Origin of the sequence: Halorubrum persicum, from assembly GCF_002727125.1 — an archaeon.
GTDB classification, from domain to species: Archaea; Halobacteriota; Halobacteria; order Halobacteriales; family Haloferacaceae; genus Halorubrum; species Halorubrum persicum.
This window is the reverse complement of the sequence record NZ_NHOA01000149.1, coordinates 46,215-64,445: the sequence shown is the minus strand read 5'-3', so window position 1 is coordinate 64,445 and position 18,231 is coordinate 46,215. Positions and strand designations below refer to the sequence as shown.

At 70.3% G+C, this 18,231-nt stretch carries 17 protein-coding genes; 10 read left to right on the top strand and 7 right to left on the bottom strand.

Annotation, left to right across the window (positions count from 1 at the left end):
• Positions 1-99: 99 nt before the first annotated feature.
• Entirely contained in the window at positions 100-1,506 is a 1,407-nt protein-coding gene (locus DJ69_RS16535; RefSeq protein ID WP_099256623.1) for an ABC transporter substrate-binding protein, read from the bottom strand.
• A 284-nt stretch (positions 1,507-1,790) separates the two neighbouring features.
• Entirely contained in the window at positions 1,791-2,771 is a 981-nt protein-coding gene (lipA, locus tag DJ69_RS16530) for a lipoyl synthase (RefSeq protein ID WP_099256622.1), read from the bottom strand.
• 121 nt (positions 2,772-2,892) lie between these two features.
• On the opposite strand from lipA, the gene DJ69_RS16525 reads away from it, so the two are divergent.
• Complete coding sequence (locus DJ69_RS16525) at positions 2,893-4,353, top strand: MATE family efflux transporter (protein ID WP_099256621.1); 1,461 nt, start codon at positions 2,893-2,895, stop codon at positions 4,351-4,353.
• Between the two features lie 43 nt (positions 4,354-4,396).
• On the opposite strand, the gene DJ69_RS16520 is transcribed toward DJ69_RS16525, so the two are convergent.
• Both DJ69_RS16520 and DJ69_RS16515 read right to left on the bottom strand, forming a co-directional pair.
• The gene (locus DJ69_RS16520; protein ID WP_099256620.1) at positions 4,397-4,987 is read right to left on the bottom strand and encodes a cysteine hydrolase family protein; all 591 of its coding nucleotides are present in this window, start codon (positions 4,985-4,987) and stop codon (positions 4,397-4,399) included.
• Complete coding sequence (locus tag DJ69_RS16515) at positions 4,980-5,849, bottom strand: YqcI/YcgG family protein (RefSeq protein WP_099256650.1); 870 nt, start codon at positions 5,847-5,849, stop codon at positions 4,980-4,982. Before DJ69_RS16515 ends, DJ69_RS16520 begins: the two co-directional genes overlap by 8 nt.
• Before the next feature lie 210 nt (positions 5,850-6,059).
• On the opposite strand from DJ69_RS16515, the gene DJ69_RS16510 reads away from it, so the two are divergent.
• The 7 genes from DJ69_RS16510 (at position 6,060) to DJ69_RS16480 (ending at position 12,858) form a co-directional block, all read left to right on the top strand.
• The gene (locus DJ69_RS16510) at positions 6,060-6,638 is read left to right on the top strand and encodes a DUF655 domain-containing protein (protein ID WP_099256619.1); all 579 of its coding nucleotides are present in this window, start codon (positions 6,060-6,062) and stop codon (positions 6,636-6,638) included.
• A gap of 85 nt (positions 6,639-6,723) precedes the next feature.
• Positions 6,724-7,632, top strand: coding sequence for a 16S ribosomal RNA methyltransferase A (locus DJ69_RS16505; protein ID WP_099256618.1), 909 nt, complete (start codon positions 6,724-6,726; stop codon positions 7,630-7,632).
• Between the two features lie 4 nt (positions 7,633-7,636).
• On the top strand, positions 7,637-8,833 hold the full coding sequence (locus DJ69_RS16500) for a mechanosensitive ion channel family protein (protein ID WP_099256617.1): 1,197 nt from the start codon (positions 7,637-7,639) through the stop codon (positions 8,831-8,833).
• Positions 8,830-10,095, top strand: coding sequence for a mechanosensitive ion channel family protein (locus DJ69_RS16495; RefSeq protein WP_099256616.1), 1,266 nt, complete (start codon positions 8,830-8,832; stop codon positions 10,093-10,095). The genes DJ69_RS16500 and DJ69_RS16495 overlap by 4 nt, the downstream gene beginning before the upstream one ends.
• On the top strand, positions 10,092-10,685 hold the full coding sequence (locus DJ69_RS16490) for a HemK2/MTQ2 family protein methyltransferase (RefSeq protein WP_099256615.1): 594 nt from the start codon (positions 10,092-10,094) through the stop codon (positions 10,683-10,685). The genes DJ69_RS16495 and DJ69_RS16490 overlap by 4 nt, the downstream gene beginning before the upstream one ends.
• 98 nt (positions 10,686-10,783) lie before the next feature.
• Positions 10,784-11,785 carry a 5-methyltetrahydropteroyltriglutamate--homocysteine methyltransferase gene (locus DJ69_RS16485; RefSeq protein WP_099256614.1) on the top strand — a complete coding sequence of 334 codons (1,002 nt, stop codon included), beginning with the start codon at positions 10,784-10,786 and terminating at the stop codon, positions 11,783-11,785.
• Positions 11,785-12,858, top strand: coding sequence for a methionine synthase (locus tag DJ69_RS16480; RefSeq protein WP_099256613.1), 1,074 nt, complete (start codon positions 11,785-11,787; stop codon positions 12,856-12,858). Before DJ69_RS16485 ends, DJ69_RS16480 begins: the two co-directional genes overlap by 1 nt.
• A 94-nt stretch (positions 12,859-12,952) precedes the next feature.
• On the opposite strand, the gene DJ69_RS19320 is transcribed toward DJ69_RS16480, so the two are convergent.
• Entirely contained in the window at positions 12,953-13,732 is a 780-nt protein-coding gene (locus DJ69_RS19320) for an HU family DNA-binding protein (RefSeq protein ID WP_218962334.1), read from the bottom strand.
• 309 nt (positions 13,733-14,041) lie between these two features.
• Between DJ69_RS19320 and DJ69_RS16470 the strand changes: the two genes are divergently transcribed.
• Both DJ69_RS16470 and DJ69_RS16465 read left to right on the top strand, forming a co-directional pair.
• A complete protein-coding gene (locus DJ69_RS16470; protein WP_099256612.1) occupies positions 14,042-14,791 on the top strand; it encodes a sugar phosphate isomerase/epimerase family protein in 750 nt (249 codons plus the stop codon).
• A gap of 68 nt (positions 14,792-14,859) precedes the next feature.
• Positions 14,860-16,071, top strand: a complete 1,212-nt coding sequence (locus DJ69_RS16465) for an ABC transporter substrate-binding protein (RefSeq protein WP_099256611.1) — start codon at positions 14,860-14,862, stop codon at positions 16,069-16,071.
• Positions 16,072-16,094: 23 nt separating this feature from the next.
• Here DJ69_RS16465 and DJ69_RS16460 read toward each other — a convergent pair whose 3' ends face one another.
• Together DJ69_RS16460 and DJ69_RS16455 are read right to left on the bottom strand one after the other, a co-directional pair.
• Entirely contained in the window at positions 16,095-16,910 is an 816-nt protein-coding gene (locus DJ69_RS16460) for a DUF7547 family protein (protein ID WP_099256610.1), read from the bottom strand.
• A gap of 81 nt (positions 16,911-16,991) precedes the next feature.
• Positions 16,992-18,209, bottom strand: coding sequence for a GNAT family N-acetyltransferase (locus DJ69_RS16455; RefSeq protein WP_099256609.1), 1,218 nt, complete (start codon positions 18,207-18,209; stop codon positions 16,992-16,994).
• Between the last annotated feature and the right edge of the window lie 22 nt (positions 18,210-18,231).

Here is an 18,231-nt window from a genome sequence, read left to right as displayed (position 1 = left end):
ATCGACGCGAGATCAGCCGAGTGTCCACGGCCGTGCTCGCCGCTACGTGGTCGGTTCGCGCGAAAAATAACGGGGCTCCGCCGGAGCGCGCCGGGCGCCTCAGTTCCCGCCGGAGAGCGCCTGCTCGACGACGTTGGAGTACGACGACTCGCCGATGTTGAAGCTGATCTGGTCGTACACCGTGCCGCCGAACGTGTCCTCGAACACGCTGCTGAACCGCTCCGAGAGCTGCTGGCCGTAGTCGTTGTTGACGTACAGCGTCGCGGCGGTCGACGCACCGAGGCGCTCGGACGCGACCTGTGCCATGACCCGGCCCTGAAGCTGGTCGCTCGGGGCGGTCCGGAAGATGTAGTCGTCGTCTTCGAGGTTCGTCACCGACAGCGCGGTGCTGGACGGCGAGCAGCCGACGACCTCGTTCGGGATGAGCGTCTCCTGACAGACGGGGACGTTCACGCCCGAGGAGGCGGTCCCGCAAATCGCCGGGACCCCCGCGCTGACGAGGGACTCGGCGCCGCTGACCCCCTGGTCCGGGGAGGTGTTCGTGTCCTCGAACTGGGCGTTCACCGTCAGGTCGAGGTCGGACTCGTTGATCTGCTGGGCCGGGATCTCGGCCGCACGGATCATCGGCTGACCCGTCGACGCGAGGTCCCCGGTCTCGGGAAGCAGGATTCCGACGCTCACCTCGCGGCCGAAGCCGCCCGGCGAGGAGTCAGCAGTGGGACCGGCTCCGTCGGGGTTCTCGCCCTCGAAGCTCTGGGTCTCCTGGACGCTGACGGAGTCCGCGTCCAGCCCGGCGAACTCCCAGATGGAGTAGGCCGCCGACGCCGGATCGCCGTTCTGGTCGAAGTTGACGGCGCTCGACGCGCCCTGGTAGTTGATGTCCTCGCCGTTCGCCGCCGCCTCGACGGCGTCCAGGAACTCGCCCGGTCCGTACGAGGTGCCTCCCGGGTTCGCGATGCGACGGAGCTGGTCGCGGATCGCGGTGCCGCTGTTCTCGCCCGCCGCGACGTTCGCCAGGATCAGCGCCGCCGCGGAGTCGTACGACTGCGACGTGAACACGCCCGGCGTCTCGTCGTACTCGTCCTGATACAGGCTCTCGAACGCCGCCTGGTTCGGACCGCCCGCCGCCGGCGCCGTCCCGGTGACGTTGGCCATCTCGTTGCCGACCTGTCCGGGGAGCGAGGGGTCCTGTAGCCCGTCGGGGATGAGGATGTCCTCGGCCCCGTCGGACGCGGCGTAGTAGTCGCGGAACAGCTGGATCCCGCTCTCGGGGTAGCCGATGACGGTGATCAGGTCCGGACCGCCGCCGCCCGAGCCGCCGTCGCCGCCGTCGCCGCCGTCCATTCCGTCGTCGCCGTCGCCGCCGTCGCCACTGTCGCTCCCGTCGCTGCCGTCACCGCCGTCGCCACCGTCGCCACCGTCGCCGCCCGCACAGCCTGCGAGTCCGACCGCCCCGGCGACACCGACAGTCTTCAACACGTCACGCCGTCTTTTGTGGTATGACATAACCACTCATATAGAGCCCACTTTCATAAGTATATCCCTGTCAACATCCGCACAGGTAGTGTCAATAACATCCATATAAGGTGTATTACGTTCCGGGTCGACGGGTGTTTTTTCGCCGCGCAGCGTTTCAAAAGCGTGAGTGGTTGCGTCGGCTCCGGGTCGGGATGGGGCGACTCACACAGCGGCCGCTCGTTCCGGGGGAGACGGAGCGTCGAGAGCGCGTCGAGAGCCCGAGACGACACCTCGGTCGCGGCTCCCGCGGGTGCCGGTCGCTTCCGGCGGCTTCAGTCTCCGCCCGCGGCCCGCGCGTGTCGCCGGGCGTCTTCCGGGGCGCGTCCCTCCCGGAGCAGCGCCTCGACGAACAGCTCGCCGGCCTTGTACGACGAGCGGACCATCGGTCCCGAGGCGCAGTAGAGGAAGTCGAACTCCGCCTCGGCGACCGCGCGCCACGTCTCGAACACGTCGGGGTGGACGTACTCGAACACGTCGAGGTGCGAGCGCGAGGGTTGGAGGTACTGGCCGAAGGTGACCACGTCGACGCCGACTTCGCGGAGGTCGCCCAGCGTCCGGTACACCTCGTGGTCGTACTCGCCGACGCCCAGCATGAGGCTCGTCTTGGTGTGGATGTCCGACTGGCGGTCGACCCGATCGAGCACCGCGAGCGACTGCTCGTAATCGGCCCGTCGGTCTCTGACCGGCCACTGGAGCCGCTCGACCGTCTCGACGTTGTGGGCGATCACGTCCGGCCCCGCGTCGATGATCCGGTCGATCGCCTCGGGGTCGCCCTGGAAGTCGGGGATCAGCGTCTCGACGAGAATCTCCGGGTCGCGTCGTTTGATCTCGCGGATCGTCTCGGCGAAGTGCGCGGAGCCGCCGTCCGCGAGGTCGTCTCTGTCGACCGACGTGAGCACGACGTAGTCGAGCCCGATCTCGTCGACCGCGTCCGCGACGTTCGCCGGCTCGTCCGGGTCGAGCGGCTCCATCCCTCCCGTCTCCACGTCGCAGAAGTTACACCCGCGCGAGCAGCGGTCGCCCATGAGCATGAACGTCGCCGTGCCGGGGCCGGCCTCGGCGGCGTCCGCCGCCTCGCCGTTCGGGGGCGCGTTCGCGCCCCCGGACCAACACTCGCCCATGTTGGGACAGTTGGCCTCCTCGCAGACGGTGTGGAGGTCACGCTCGCGGAGGCGCTCTTTGATCTCCGTGAACCGAGAGCCGGACGGGGGACGCGACTTCAGCCAGTCCGGCTTCCGACGGCCGCGTTGCATACCCGAACCACGGCGGCCGGGCGCAAAAACGTGCGGGTCCGACCGACCGCCGGCGCGAGAAGACGTATGCTATCTAACATCAGTAGCGTTTTATTATCCCCAACCGATTCGGAACTATTCGATGTTCGACGTCGACCGCGAGGCGATCACCGGCGGGCCGGTAGGGAGGGTCCTCCTGCTGCTCGCGGCCCCGCTCGTCGCACAGAACCTCGTGTACGTCGCGAACGCCCTCGTCGACACGTTCTGGCTCGGTCGGGTGAGCGAGGACGCCGTCGCCGCGGTCGGGCTCAGCCTCCCCATCCAGTCGCTTCTGGGCGCGGCGGTGGTCGTCGCGGCCCTCGGGACCCAGATCCTCGTCGCGCAGCGCGCCGGCGACGGGGACGCAGCGGGGGCGCGCCGCGTCGCGGTCACCGGCGCGGCCGTCGCGCTCGCGGTCACGGGCGCGATCGCGGTTCCAGTCGTCGCGTACTCCGAAGAGCTGGTGCGGCTCCTCGGCGCGGACCCCGTCCTGGCCGGCACGACGGCGACGTACCTCGCGATCATCGTCGCGGTCCTCCCGCTCGGCGCGGTCGGTGACACGGTGGAGAACTGCTTCACCGCCTACGGCGACACGCGAGCCGTCCTGCACGTGAGCGTCGCCAGCGTCCTCGTCAACCTCGTCGCGGCACCCGTGCTCATCTTCGGCGCGGGGCCGGTCCCGGCGCTCGGGGTCGCGGGCGCGGCGCTCGCCACCGCGATCTCCGCCGTCGTCGGGCTCGGGCACGTCCTCGCGTACGCGGCGGGGATCGGGCGTGACACGTTCCGGCTCACTCGCGAGGCGGTCGCCGCCGATCGCTCGACCGCACGGGAGATCCTCCGGGTCGGGCTCCCGCTCGGCGGCCAGCGCGGGGCGAGCGAGCTGGTGCGCGTGCTCGTCGTGGGGCTGGTCGCGGTCGCCGGCGGCGCGGCCGGCGTCGCGGCGTACACGGTCGGCGCGCGCGTCGCCACGCTCGCCGTCGTTCCCGCGCTCGGGATGCAGCAGGCGGCCCAGTCGATGATCGGCCAGAACCTCGGCGCGGACGCCCCCGAACGCGCCCGGCGGACGACGGTCGTGGGGACCGGGATGGTCGTCGCGGCGTTCCTCGCGCTCGGCGCCGTCCAGTTCCTGTTCGCCGGCGCGATCACCGACTTTCTGGCACCCGACCTCACGGCGGCCGGTCGGTCGCTGTCCGCGTCGTACCTCCGGATTCTCGCGGCCTCCTACTGGGCGCTCGGAGGGACGTACACGCTGTTGGCGGGCTTCAACGGGGCCTCCCGCACCCGCACCTCCCTCGTCGCGGACCTGGTCAAGTACTGGGGGGTCCGGTTCCCCATCGCGGTGGGCTCGGTGCCCGCGACGGCGACGTTCGGCGCGTTCGGCGTCGCCGTCGCGCCCGGACTCGGATGGGGGGTCGAGGCCGTCTTCTGGGCGGTCGCCGTCTCGAACGTCGTCGGCTTCTGCGGGCTCGGCGCGTACTTCCGGTACACGACCCGACGGGGACTGTTCGGGAACGCCGCCGACCGCGCGAGCGACGACGGGAACACGGAGCCGGCCGGCGACTGAGGCGGCTTCGGGTCCGTCAGACCGTACGCGATCCCCGGCCGGTTCACGCGATGTCGCCGCTCTCGACCACGGTCGCGAACTCGCCGTCGAGGTGGGCGAGCGCGACGCGGTGAGAGGTCTCCGGGTCGATCCGCTCGCCGTCGTGGGTCGTCCTGGCGTGGGTCGCGGTGCCGTCGGCGACGACGAACACCCCGTAGCCGCGGTTCTCGGCCATCCGGGCCGTCGTCGAGACGCAGTGGTCGGTGGTGAGCCCGCAGACGACGAGGGTGTCGTGGCCCCGCTCGCTGAGCCACTCGTCGAGGCCGGAGTCGAGGAGCGCGCCGTTGACCGACTTCTCGAACGCGGGCTCGTCCTCGGCGGGCGCGGTCTCGGGCTTCCACGCGAACCCGGGGGCGTCCGGGCGCAGCGGGGAGCCGGGCTCGGTCGAGGCGTGTCGCACGTGCGCGACCGGGCGGTCGGCCTCGCGCCACCGCGCCAGCAGCGCGGCCGCGACCGCCTCCGCGTCGGGGTTGTTGCGCTCCCCCCACCCCGGCTCGTCGAAGCCGGTCTGGAAGTCGATCAGCAGGAGGACGGCGTCCGAGGGGAGCGCGGAACCCGCGTCGGAGCCCGTCACCGCCTCCGACGAGTCAGTCATCGCCCAACCCCGTGGTCAGGGTCGCGTCGTCGCCGGGCGCGGAGGGGTCGGCGAGCCGGCGCCACGCCCCCGGCTCCAGCAGCGCCTCCGGCGCCTTCGGGTGGTCGCGGGTCGGACGCAGGGGGCAGGCGTCCGGGCTCGCGTCGTCGTCCTCGCGGAACAGGTACTGGGTCCACTCGCGGTCGCCCTCGACGCCCCAGTCGCCGAGGTCGGCGTGGGGGCAGACCCCGTCGTAGTCGCCCATGCGGTCGCGGATGGTCTCGCGGGCCCGCTCGCCCGCCTCGGTGTCGGCGGTGATCCCCTCGAAGACGGCGCGGGGCTGGACGGTGATCTCGAGGCCGATCGGCGAGTACCGGCTCTTGCGCTCCTCGTAGAACGGCGCGCGGGAGGTCGGGAACAACGGCTCGCCGCCGAAGCAGAACTCCCACCGGGGGGTGTCGGGGTCGGTCGGGATCTCGTCCGGCCACGGCTCCGGGTCGTGGACGTGGAGGAACTCCAGGACGTGCCAGAGCCGCTCGTGGTAGTGCGCCTCGCCGCGGTCGCCGGCGGGCGGTTTGAAGAACACCGCGAGCGGCGCGCGGTCGGCGTGATCCTCGTAGGTGTCGAGGTACTCCAGGATCACGTCGCGCAGCCGGAGCAGGGCCGCGGGGTCGGTGGGCGACTCGCAGGCGGCGTACAGCAGGTCGCCCTCGCGCTCGACCTCGATACCGAAGTAACAGGGGAACGGGGAGCCGTCGCGCTCGCCGAGCATCGACTCGCGGAAGGTGCGGTAGTGGTCCCGCAGCCAGCCGGGTGCGTCGTCGAGCCGATCGTGGAGCGTCTCCTGGTCTAACAGCACGCCCTCGGTACCGGGCTCGTTCATACCGATCGTGGGGGGTAGATCGGCTTTTGGCTTTCGGCGGTCACCGGCGACCGGGAACGCCGCGACCGGGAACGCCGCGACCGGGAACGCCGCGGCTCGCGGACGACGGGGCGCCATCGGTCGCGAACCGATCCGCCGTCGCTCCGAGCGCGATCGCTGTCGGCCCCGCGCGGCAGCGGTTTTTTCACCGCGCGGACTCCTAAAACGAGTATGAGCGATCCCGATTCCGACGCCTCCGACGCGGCCGACGGTCCCGCGGTCGTCCTGTTGGACGTGATGCCCAACGGGCGGCCGGACGACGACCGCCCGCAGTACCGAAAGTCGCCGGTCGCGTACGGGCTCGGGACGGACACGTTCGGGCTGTACGAGCTCGCGCTCGACGAGGCGACGGACGTCTCCGTGAGCGACCGGATCGCGCTCGACGGCGCCGTGGTGGGCCGGTACCGCGAGGTGTCGTTCGACGACCTCACCCGGAACGCGGCGGCGGAGATTGAGTACGCGGTCGAGGACATCGTCGACGCCGACGAGGAGCGGTTCGTCGACTTCTACAACGAGGCCGGCCCGATCACCCTGAGACTCCACCAGCTCAACCTCCTGCCGGGGATCGGCAAGCAGCTCCGGAACAAGGTGCTCGACGAGCGGAAGCGCGGCCCCTTCGAGAGCTTCGCGGAGGTCTCGGAGCGCGTCGGCGGGCTCCACCGCCCGAAGGAGGTGCTCGTCGAACGGATCGTCGAGGAGATCCGCGAGGAGGACCTCAAATACCGGCGGTTCGTCGGCTACGAGGAGTGAGGCGGGACGGGGGACGAGTCGGGCGCGGGCCCCCTCGGACGCCCCGAAACGGGACTTTTACCCCGAACGGCGGAGTAACGCGGCCATGACCGACTCATCGACGGGCGCTGGCGCGGCGTACGGGGACCGCGACCCCGACGCGCTCGCCCGGCGGGCGGGGGAGCGCGCGAACCCCGACCGCGACCAACACTTCCTCGTCGACGACCGCGTGCTCGATCGGATCCCCGCGTACCTCCCAGACGACGTCGACGCGAGCCACCTCTTGGAGATCGGTGGGGGCGCGGGAGCGCTCACCGACCGGCTGCTGGCGGTGGCGGCCGACGACGGTTCCGCCGACACCGACGCCCAGCGCCGGCTCTCCGTGATCGAACGCGACGGCGTCTTCGCCGGCTTCCTCCGCGAGGAGTTCGCGACGGCGATCGACGACGGCCTCCTCGACGTGATCGAGGGCGACGCGCTCGACGTGGATCTGCCGCCGTTCACCGCCTGCGTCGCGAATCTCCCGTACGGCGTCTCCTCGGAGATCGCCTTCCGGCTGCTCCCCGAGGGGAAGCCGCTCGTGTTGATGTTCCAGGCCGAGTTCGCCGAGCGAATGGTGGCGTCGGCCGGCGACGCCGAGTACGGTCGGCTCTCGGTGTCCGCCCAACACTACGCCGCCGTCGAGATCGTCGAGCGCGTCCCGAAGGAGGCGTTCGCCCCCCAGCCCGCCGTCGAGAGCGCGGTGGTCCGGTGTACGCCCCGTGACCCCGACTACGAGGTGGGCGACGAAGCCTTCTTCCTCCGGTTCGTGAAGGCGCTGTTCACGCAGCGGCGCAAGACGGTCCGAAACGCGATCCGAAACACCGGCCACATCTCCGGGTTGGACGATCCGGAGGCGGTCGTCGACGCCGCGGACGAGGACCTGCTCCGACAGCGGCCCGGCGACCTCGACCCGTCGGCGTTCGCGGCGCTGGCCGAGTTGGCCCGCGATCACGGCTCCCCGACGGAGGTCTGAGTCGATGAGCTGGTCGATGGGGCCGCTCGCCGTCCAGATCCCGTGGTACTGGCGGTGGGCGCTCCGGATCCAACAGCGGTTCCGGAGTACGACCGAGCAGTACGTGGCGACGATCGCCGCGATCGCTGCGCTGCTGCTCCTCTCCGCCGCGCTGGTCGTCGGCGGGCGCTGGGCGAAAGAGCGGGTCACCGGCGACGTGGTTCGGACCGCCCAGTGGGCTATCGTCACCGCCGCGACGTTCGCGTTCACCGGCTTCCTCATCGGGGTCTGGGAGCTGACCGCCGAGGTCCAGGCCGCCTTCGAGTTCATCGCCATCGGCCCCGCCGACCTGATCCGCGTGTTGGTGACGGTGATCGTCTTCGCCGGCGCGTACACCGCCACGCTGCTGACGAGGCGGGCGATCGCGTACGGAACCGCCCACGAAGTCGTCTCGAAACACCAACAGGAGATCGCCCACCACGTCGTCCAACTGGTCCTGTTCGTCCCCGCGATCGCCTTCGTCGTCACGCTGTGGGGGATCCCCGTCCAGAGCCTGTTCCTCGGCGCGGGGGCGCTCGGCGTGGTCATCGGGTTCGCCGCACGGAAGACGCTCTCCGGGGCGCTCTCGGGGTTCGTCATCCTGTTCGCGCGCCCGTTCGAGGTCGGCGACTGGATCGCCGTCGCGGACCGGGAGGGGATCGTCACCGAGGTCACCCTCTACAACACCCAGATCCGGACCTTCAACGAGGAGCACGTCCTGATACCCAACGACGAGGTGACCGGCAGCGAGGTGGTCAATTTCACGCGAACGGACTCGCTCCGGCTGACGACCGACGTGGGGATCGACTACGACGCCGACGTCGCGACCGCCGCCCGCGTCGCGACCGAGGCCATGGAGGAGTGCGACGCGGTGAACGACACCCCCGCTCCGGACGTGATCCGGAGCGGGTTCGCCGACTCGGCGGTCGTGCTCCGGCTCCGCTACTGGATCCAGCCGCCGACGATCCAGCGCAAGTGGAACGCGCAAAACGCCGTGATCGAGGCCGTCAAGGCGGCGTTCGAGCGCGAGGCGATCCGGATCCCCTTCCCGCAGCGCGAACTGTCGACCCGACCGGGTACCGCGGTGTCACCGGGCAACGGGGAGTTGGGGGGCGACAGGGAGGCGGCGAGCGGCGGGGAGGCGGCTGATCGCAGCTCGGTCGCAGACGGAGGGGAGCCGTGATCGCCGCTCTCCTCGCGCAGAACGCGACCGCCCTTCCCGGCCCCCTCAGCGACTTCTACGGCGTCCTGACGGGGAACGTCCAACGCGCCGTGGTCTCCGCGCTGATCGTCGCCGCCGTGGTCGGCGTCCGGCTGCTCACCGGGTGGCTGAAACGGCGGAACGGGGAGCTCTCCTCGAAGCGCCGGCTCCTGCTGTCGGTCGCGGTCGCCGGGGCCACCGCGGTCGGGGCGCTCTCGCTGCTCGCGGTGTGGGACCGGAGCGGCGCGCTCCTCAACGCGTACGAATCGGCGGCGATCGCGGACCAGCTGTCGAACGTCGTGCTCGCGGTGGTGCTCTTGGCGAGCGCCTACGCGGTCACCGACTTCCTCGGGGGCGTCATCCGCGAGATCTCCGCCGAGAGTACGGCGCTGTCCGACCACCAAGAGGAGGTGATCCGGCGGCTCACGCAGCTCTCGGTGTACACCTTCGCGCTGCTGGTCGTGGTGGGGCTGTTCACCGACAACGTCGGTGGCCTCCTCGTCGGGGCCGGGTTCCTCGGGATCGTGGTCGGGATGGCGGCCCGCCAGACGCTCGGAGCCATCCTCGCCGGCTTCGTGCTGATGTTCTCGCGGCCGTTCGAGGTCGGCGACTGGGTGGAAGTCGGCGATCACGAGGGGACCGTCACGGAGATATCGATCATGAGCACCCGCCTCCGGTCGTTCGACGGCGAAGTGGTCACGCTCCCGAACGACACGGTTCGGTCGGGCTCGATAATCGACCGGTCGCGACGGAACCGCCTGCGGATCGAGGTCGAGGTCGGCGTCGACTACGACACCGACATCGAGCGCGCGGCGGCGGTGATCGAGGAGACCGTCACCGGGGTCGAGGGCGTGGCCGAGATGCCCGAGCCGAACGCCGTGACGAAGCGGTTCGCCGACTCGGCGGTCGTGCTCGGGCTCCGCTACTGGATCCGCAACCCGAGCATGCGCAAGCGCTGGCGCACCCAGACGGCCGCGATGAACGCGATCAAGGCGACGCTCGAGGACGAGGGGATCGTGATCCCCTTCCCGCAGCAGACGCTCTCGGCGCGGGCCGAGGGGGCCTCCGGCCCGCAGTTGGACGCCTCGGTCGAGGGGCGCGCGGCGACGCGGGGCGGGTCGCGCTCGGGCGGCGAGAGCGGGGGAGCGGACGCCGAAGGCGACGGAGCGTCGGAGGCCGACGGAAGCGACGGTGACGGCGACGATGGCAGCGGGAGCGGGGAAACGGGGGCGACGGACCGATGACCGGAGACGACCGCGACTCCGGCCTCGCGGAGCGGCGCGGGGTCGACGACGCCGTCGTCTACCAGCCGGCCGAGGACTCCGGACTGCTCGCGGAGGCGGCGATCGACCGGGCGCACGGGCGGGTGTTAGAGGTCGGCACGGGGTCGGGGTGGGTCGCCCAGCAGATCGCCGACGAGCGCGGACTCGACGTGGTCGGCAGCGACCTCAACCCCCACGCGGCGCGGCAGGCCAGCGAGCGCGGCGTCGAGGGGGTCGTCGCCAACCTCCTCTCGCCGTTCCGGGCGAACGCGTTCGACACGGTGTGTTTCAACCCGCCGTACCTCCCCACCGACCCGGACAACGAGTGGGACGACTGGATGGAGCACGCGCTCTCCGGGGGCGAGTCGGGCCGCGAGCTCATCGAACCGTTCCTCGACGACGTGGGGCGCGTGCTCGCGCCCGACGGCGTGGTGTTGCTGTTAGTCTCGTCGCTGACGGGGTACGACGAGGTGCTCGAGCTGGTGGCGGACGCCGGCTTCGCGGCCGAGCCGGCCGTCGAAGAGTCGTTCCCGTTCGAGACGCTCACCGTGTTGGCGCTGCGGCGGGAGTAGGACGGGCCCCGTCCCCCGGCAGTTCCGGCCGATCCAATTACTGTAGGACATAAAATGTATTAGCAAATATTATACGACGGCATACCGAACCAACGGTGATGACTGAACGAGTCGCGGCGACGCCGGGGTTGTATCCGCTCCCGGACTGGGCGAAGGAGACGCTCTCCGACCTCAAGGGGCACCAGAAGGGTGACCTCCTGAGCGGCGACGAGAGCGAGGCGATCGTCGAGGAGTACGCTGACGTGCGCGCCGAGTACGTCGACGACCAGCTCGACGCCGGCCTCGACCGCGTCGTCGAGGGACAGGGGCGCTGGGACGACATGATCGCACACCCCCTCACGGTCCACGACAGCGTCGAGACCGGCGGGATCGTGCGGTACTACGACAACAACAACTTCTACCGCGACCCGCGGGTCGTCGACGACCTCGACTTCTCCGGCGACGTGGCGCGCGAACTGGAGCGGGCGACCGACCTGATCGACGGCGAGGCCCCCCTCGCCGCGACGCTCCCCGGCCCGTACTCGCTCGCGGAGCTCGCGACCGACGAGCACTACCGCGACGAGGCCGAGTTCCAGGCGGCGATCGCCGAGTTCCTCGCGGGCGAGGTCGACGCGTTCCCCGCCCACGAGACCCTGTTCCTGCTCGAACCGTCGCTCGTCACGAACCCGCCCGCGGAGGGTGAGGAGTCCGCCGCGACCGACGCGATCGCGACGGTCGCCGCCGCGACCGACGCCGACGTGGTCGTCCAGACCTCGTACGGCGCGCTCGGCGAGAAGCTGTACGCCCACCTCGTCGACGAGGCGGGCGCGGACGCGCTCGGGCTCGACCTGGTCGCCGGCGACCGCGACGACACCGTCTACAACGTCCAGGAGTTCGGCGCCACCGACTCGCTCGCGCTCGGGCTCGTCGACGGGCAGAACACGCTCGTCGAGGAGCCGGAGACGGTCGCAGAGCGCGTCGAGTGGTTCGAGTCGCAGATCCCCGCCGAAGGGTTCGACCGGACCTACCTGACGCCGAACACCGAGCTGTTCTACCTGCCGACCAACAAGTACCGCGCGAAGCTGAACACGCTCGCCGCCGCCGCGGAGGTGCTCGACTAATGGTCCGAACCCCAGAAGCCAACCGCGAACAGTTCCGCCCGCACGACCACGCGAACGACGCGTTCCTGCTGACGACCGTCGTCGGGTCGTACCCGAAGCCGAAGTGGCTCAACCGGGCCGACGAGCTCGTCGACGACCCCGACTCGAAGTTCGACGCATCGGACCTCGAGGAGGCCCACGACGACGCCTGTCGGCTGATCACGCACGAGCACGAGCGCGCCGGGCTCGACACCGTCGTCGACGGCGAGATGCGCCGCAACGAGATGGTGGAGTTCTTCGCCGACCGCATCGACGGCTACGAGTTCAACGGCCCCGTGAAGGTGTGGGGGCACAACTACTTCGACAAACCCTCCGTCGTCGAGGAGGTCGAGTACGACGAGCCGTGGCTCGTCGACGAGTTCGCGTTCACGTCCGACGTGTCCGAGCGTCCCGTCAAGGTCCCGATCACGGGGCCGTACACGCTCGGGTTCTGGGCGTTCAACGAGGCGTACCCCTCCACCGAGGAGCTCGTCTACGACCTCGCGGACCTGGTCAACGAGGAGGTCGAGAAGCTCGTCGAGGCCGGCGCGCGCTACATCCAGATCGACGAGCCCGCGCTGGCGACGACGCCGGAGGACCACGCCATCGTCGGCGAGGCCCTCGAGCGCATCGTCTCGGGCATCGACGAGGAGGTCCGGATCGGCCTCCACGTCTGCTACGGCGACTACTCGCGGATCTACCCCGAGATCAACGACTACCCGATCGACGAGTTCGACGTGGAGCTGTGTAACGGGGACTTCGAGCAGATCCCGACGTTCACCGACCCCGAGTTCGAGCCCGACCTCGCGCTCGGCGTCGTCGACGCCCACACCGCCGAGGTCGAGCCGGTCGCGGAGATCAAAGAGAACATCCGGCAGGGGCTCCGCGTCGTCCCGCCGGAGAAGCTCACGATCTCGCCCGACTGCGGGCTGAAGCTGCTGCCCCGCGACATCGCGTACGGGAAGATGGAGAACATGGTCACCGCGGCCCGCGAGGTCGAGGCCGAGATCGACGCCGGCGAGATCGACGTCGACAATCCGCTCGCGGACGACTGAGTCCGGGCCGTCGAAACGCCGGCCCGCCGGTCGGTCCGCGCTCGTCGTCCTCGAACGAGCCCGAACAAGCCCGAACAAGCCCGACCGAGCGCAGTTAGTTGACCGCCTTGGACAGCTCGGCCCCCGCCTTGAACTTCACGACGCGCTTGGCGGCGATCTGGATCTCCTTCCCGGTCTGCGGGTTGCGCCCCGTCCGCGCGGAGCGCTTCGAGATACTCGAGACGCTCGAGACGCTGAACGAGCCGAAGTCGGCGATCGAGAGGCGATCGCCCTTCTTCAGCGCCTTCGTCGCCGCGCTGGTGAACCCGTCGAGCGCCTTCTTCGCGTCGGCCTTCGACAGTCCGGCGTGTCGTCCCATTCGCGTTTCGCGGGCGATCCGCTCCGCGTCGATCAGGACGTCCGCCTTGCGGCACCGGGAGCCCGCCTCGGCGCGGCGCCCGTCACCGTTGCCGGGGGTGAGGTCGAGCGCCGCGGCGAACTCCGGGCAGGCGTCGAAGTCGACCGGCGACCGCTCGACGACGTCGTTCCCCTTCCCGTCGAAGCCGTTCGACGACTCACCGGCGCGTCCGGCACCCGCCCGCTTACCGACGCGCTTCGGGACGCTGAAGGCGCCGAAGCCGGCCACGGCGACGCTGTCACCGTTCGTCAGTGCCGTCGTCGCGGCGCGGACGATACCGTCGAGAGCCGCCTTGGCGTCGGCCCCGGATACGCCGGCTTCGCTCGCCATCGCCTCGATCAGTTCCGCTTTGTTCATCGCCGCTACCCCGCCGGTCGACGTCGCCAAGCCCGCCCCGAGACACGCCGAGAGAACGGCTCCCCGTACGAGGACGGTCCGCCGCGAGATCGTGGTTTCGGCCGCGTTGTTCGCATTCATAATACTATAACGATCGATTAGTATATAAATATATTTGTAATATCAGCAGCAGTATATCTATCGCGTACTCCGTGGAGGAGCGGTCGACACGGTACCGCACATCCGGTCCGGTCGCGAGCGGACTCCGAGTTCGGTCCCGAGCAGACCTCGGCTTCGGTCCCGGTCGGCGTCCCGGATCCGGTTCCGGCATCCGTTCAAAGGGCGACGAACGGCGGGCGTGGGTCGGAGACACAGCGCGTCGCCGACACCGCAACAACATCGCCGAGTCGACAGCATCATTTATACAAACCCGCCGACCCCACCGTCGACATGGACATCGGCCTCACCGTCGGCGACGACCTCGATCGGCTCGCGGCGTCACCGACGCGGTTCGACTTCTGCGAACTCGGGGTCGGCGAGCCGACGCTCGTTCCGGGCGAGATCGACCGCGGACGCCTGACGGACGCGCTCGCCGGTCGGGACCTGCTCGTCCACCTCCCGTACAGCCAGCGGCTGGCCACCTACGTCCCCGAAGTCAACGACGCCATCGTCGACTACCAGCGTCGGCTGCTGGAGGCCGCCGGCGAGCTGGGCGCGGAGAAGGCCGTCCTCCACGCGACCTCCGCCGACCGCGACGACGTCGACTTCCGCGAAGTCGCCGCCGATCAGCTCCGGCGCGTCGCCGACGCCGGCCGCGACGCCGGCGTCGAGGTCGTCGTCGAGAACGTCGGCCACCAGCACGCGGGGCTCCAGCTGTCCGTCCTCGGCGACCTCGCTCGGGAGACGGACACCCCGATCTGCTTCGACGTGGGGCACGCGTACATGGAGGGCGACAACAAGGCGATAAAGCGGTTCCTCCGGAGCCACGGCGACCGCATCTCGCACCTCCACTGCCACGACGTGCGCCGCCGCGGCGACACCCACCTCCCCGTGGGGGCCGGCGAGGTCGACTACGACCTCGTGGAGTCGGAGCTCGGCGACTTCGACGGCACGGTCGCCCTCGAAGTGTTCACCGACGACCCGACCCTCCTCCTCGACTCCGCCGAGCGGGTCGCGGAGCGGCTGGGAGCGTCCTTCTGAACCCGCCTCTGTTTTAGGTCGGCCAAAGGATCGAAAGCGGTAAAAACATTTAGGGCAGCCTAAATCGTATGGGAACTGACCAGGCATCCGAAGCGAAGTCGACGCGGCGGAACTATCTCGCGACCGGCGGCGCGGTCGCGGCCGGCCTGCTCGCGGGCTGTGTCGGTGGCGACGCCGGAGCCGGCGACGGCGGGGACGCCCCCGCCGACGGGTCCGACGGCGGCTCGTCCGACGGAGAGTCGGCGGCGGACGAGGAGCAGTCGGACGACGCCCCCGCCGACGAATCGTACACCGTCTCGATGGCGTCGGTCGGCGAGGTCACCTTCGACGCCGTCCCCGAGAGCTGGGCCGCCAACAACGGCAGCTGGGCGGATATGGGGATCGCGCTCGGCCAGCAGCCGCCGGAGGCCGTCTACCTCGCTTCGCGGTACCACACGCAGCTCTACGACGACATTCCGGGCGTGAGCGTCGACAAAGCGGGAATGACATCGCTGTGGGAGAGCGAGCTCGACGTGGAGGAGTTCCTCGCGCTCTCCGAGACGGTCGACTTCTTCGCGATGGACCCGAACTTCCTGCTCGGGCGGACGAGCAACTGGGAGGCGGACGACATCGATCAGATCGAGTCTGCCGGCGCACCGTTCTTCGCCAACAGCATCTTCTCCCGCGGCTACGAGTGGCACGACTACGACTACCTCACGCTGTACGAGGCCTTCGAGAAGCTCGCGGAGGTCTTCCAAGAGGAGGAGCGCTACCAGGCCTTCGAGGCGCTCCACCAGGAGTTCCAGGCGGGGGTCGACGAGATCGTTCCCCCCGAATCGGAGCGCCCGTCGGTGGCGATCATGTGGCCCCAGCCGATCGATCAGCCGGAGGCGTTCTCCCCGTACCTCATCGACGAGGGGACGAGCTTCAAGCAGTGGCGCGACCTCGGGGTCAAGGACGCGTTCGCGACGACCGATGTCAAGGACTTCCACGCGGACCGCGGCCAGGTGGATTACGAGCTGCTGCTCGACATCGACCCGGACGTGCTGTTGCTCCGCGGAAACGAGGCGAAGACGGCCGAAGAGTTCCGCGACACCGTCGTCGCGTTCATGGAGGACCACTCCGTCGCCAGCAGGCTGTCGGCCGTCGAGAACGGCGACGTCTACCGCGGCGGGCCGCTGTATCAGGGACCGATCACGAACCTCGTGCTCACAGAGCGGGCGGCCGAGCAGGTGTACGGCGTCGACGAGGAGCTGTTCGACCGCGAGCGCGTCGCCGACATCGTCAACGGCGAGTTCTAGTCGGTCGATCGCCGACCTGTCCGTTACTCTCGATCGGGTTTTCCGGAGTCGTCCGTGTCGTCACCGCTTTCGGCGCTCTCGTCGTGCTCCTCTTCGGCGCCGTCGACGTCTCGCTTTATCGATTCCAGCTCGGACTCGACGTCGACCTCGGGCGACTCTGCGGCGTCGCCGCGGGATCCGTCATCGCGCGCCTCGTGATCGGACCGGTCCTTGGTGTCCGGGTCCGTCACGTCGATCCGGACGGCGCCGTCGTCGGTCGCCGCCCCCGACCCGCGGTCGGGCGACTCGTCGGGCGCAGTTCGGTCGCGCTCCTCGTCTCGGTCCCGCAGGCCCCCTCGATCGGCGTCGGGTCGACGGGCGCGCGCCGCGTCGGCCTCGCGGCGGCCGTCGTCGATCCGGGCCTCGATCTCCGCCGTGAGGTCGCGCGCGTCTTCGATGATCGAGCGGGAGGCGGCCTCCTCCGGAAGGTCGGCCTCGGAGAGCGCCGTGCGGAGCTCCGAGAGCGACCGCGACAGCCCGGCGCTCGCGCCGTCCCGGACCCCTCCGAGGCGGTCGGTCGCCGACCCCGCCTCGTCGAGGCTCCGACCGGGGTCGGCGAGCCGGAGCGTCCCCTGTACCAGTTCGAGCGACTTGATCGTCGTCTCGAGGAGCGCGATCACCGTGGGGATGGTGTACCGCTCGGTGAACCGAACGAGCTCGGAGAGCCGGGGCGGTCGAGGGGGGCCGCGGCGGTCCCGCTCGGTCTCGCGGAGGTCGCGGCGAAGGTCGCTCAACACGCCCTCGAGCTCGTCGAGCCGCTCCTCGAGCTCGTCGTCGCGTCGGTCGTCGCGGGAACTCATGTCGCGTCGTAGGCGGTCCGCGGGTAAAAAGCCCGCCCGGGGGAGACGAGACGGGGAAGACGGGCGCCCGCACCGACCGCCTCAGAACCCCTCGCGCAGGTGCGTCGTCCGCGGCGGGAACAGCGCGCGTAGGTCGGCGGCGACCCCGGAATCGACCGCGAGTCCGCCGCTCCGGACCGCCTCGTCGACCGACGCGTACCCGACGTACAGCTGCGAGAGGCTCCCGATGTCGACCGCGGCGTCGGCTCCGTCTGCTCCGCCGGCCGCCGACTCGACCGTCACCGCCCCGGCAGCGACGCCTACCCGGAAGGTGTCGTCGTTCCAGTCGACGAGGGGATCGGCGACCGACAGCGAGAAGGCGGTCTCGATCGCCGGGTCGGGGTCCAGCGCCTCGAGGGCGGCGGCGACGTCGACGAGGCGGACCATCGGTCCGGCCCGGAGCTTGCAGTCGATGGCGCGGGGGTCCTCGACGAGGTCGAGGGCGGGCGCGTCCGGCGGGGCGCGGATCCGGACCTCGGCGACCTGCGAGTCGTGGTTGCGGAAGAGCCGGAGGAGCTGGAACCACGCCTCGTCGTCCGCGGCGACGACGTCGGAGACGCGCATCACGGTGTCGTCCGCGTCGTCCGCGTCGTCGTCGAAGGAGTACCGGCAGATCGCTCGGAGCTCCCCGTCGCGCTCCCACCCGTAGACGAACGGGTCGGTGTTCCACCCCTGAAGGGCGCGCTCGCGCCACCACTCCTCGGTCCAGTCCATCGTCAGGTCGTAGCGGTCGGCCGCCGCCGCGATCACCGGTTTCACGGCCGCGTAGTCGTCCCCGTCGAGCCGGCGGAACGCACCCGCCCCCTCGCCGTCGGTCGCGATCAGGTCGTCGACGAACCCGAGTTGGTCCGGCGGCGCGGTGAGGAGGCGATAGCGGGAGGCGGTCGCCCACCCGTAGCCGGCGTAGAAGGGGTACTCGAAGGGCCACAGCGTCGAGACGTCGACACCGCGGTCGCGGTACTCGGCCAGCGACTCGCGGAGCATGCGACCGACGTTTCCCTGCCGGCGGTGCTCCGGGGGAGACGCCACGGCGGAGAGCCCCGCGACCTCGCGGTCCGCCCCTCGAAGCCGCAGCGAGAAGTAGTGGTGCGCACAGACCGCGACCGGGTCGCCGTCGGCGAACAGCCCACGAGTCTCCGCGATGGTGTCGTGGTCGTCTGCCTCTTCGGGGTCGTACGGCCCCTCCGCCGGAGAGAACGCGTACCGCATGAACGCGTCGAACTCGTCGGCGCGCTCGTCGGGGAACTCTCGGTACTCCATGTCCGGTCGGCTCGCGGGAGCG

Bases quoted from the DNA above. Each gene is read 5' to 3' on its own strand.
- DJ69_RS16535 (WP_099256623.1), bottom strand. From the start codon at position 1,506: ATGTCATACCACAAAAGACGGCGTGACGTGTTGAAGACTGTCGGTGTC.
- lipA (WP_099256622.1), bottom strand. From the start codon at position 2,771: ATGCAACGCGGCCGTCGGAAGCCGGACTGGCTGAAGTCGCGTCCCCCG.
- DJ69_RS16525 (WP_099256621.1), top strand. From the start codon at position 2,893: ATGTTCGACGTCGACCGCGAGGCGATCACCGGCGGGCCGGTAGGGAGG.
- DJ69_RS16520 (WP_099256620.1), bottom strand. From the start codon at position 4,987: ATGACTGACTCGTCGGAGGCGGTGACGGGCTCCGACGCGGGTTCCGCG.
- DJ69_RS16515 (WP_099256650.1), bottom strand. From the start codon at position 5,849: ATGAACGAGCCCGGTACCGAGGGCGTGCTGTTAGACCAGGAGACGCTC.
- DJ69_RS16510 (WP_099256619.1), top strand. From the start codon at position 6,060: ATGAGCGATCCCGATTCCGACGCCTCCGACGCGGCCGACGGTCCCGCG.
- DJ69_RS16505 (WP_099256618.1), top strand. From the start codon at position 6,724: ATGACCGACTCATCGACGGGCGCTGGCGCGGCGTACGGGGACCGCGAC.
- DJ69_RS16500 (WP_099256617.1), top strand. From the start codon at position 7,637: ATGAGCTGGTCGATGGGGCCGCTCGCCGTCCAGATCCCGTGGTACTGG.
- DJ69_RS16490 (WP_099256615.1), top strand. From the start codon at position 10,092: ATGACCGGAGACGACCGCGACTCCGGCCTCGCGGAGCGGCGCGGGGTC.
- DJ69_RS16485 (WP_099256614.1), top strand. From the start codon at position 10,784: ATGACTGAACGAGTCGCGGCGACGCCGGGGTTGTATCCGCTCCCGGAC.
- DJ69_RS16480 (WP_099256613.1), top strand. From the start codon at position 11,785: ATGGTCCGAACCCCAGAAGCCAACCGCGAACAGTTCCGCCCGCACGAC.
- DJ69_RS19320 (WP_218962334.1), bottom strand. From the start codon at position 13,732: ATGAATGCGAACAACGCGGCCGAAACCACGATCTCGCGGCGGACCGTC.
- DJ69_RS16470 (WP_099256612.1), top strand. From the start codon at position 14,042: ATGGACATCGGCCTCACCGTCGGCGACGACCTCGATCGGCTCGCGGCG.
- DJ69_RS16465 (WP_099256611.1), top strand. From the start codon at position 14,860: ATGGGAACTGACCAGGCATCCGAAGCGAAGTCGACGCGGCGGAACTAT.
- DJ69_RS16460 (WP_099256610.1), bottom strand. From the start codon at position 16,910: ATGAGTTCCCGCGACGACCGACGCGACGACGAGCTCGAGGAGCGGCTC.
- DJ69_RS16455 (WP_099256609.1), bottom strand. From the start codon at position 18,209: ATGGAGTACCGAGAGTTCCCCGACGAGCGCGCCGACGAGTTCGACGCG.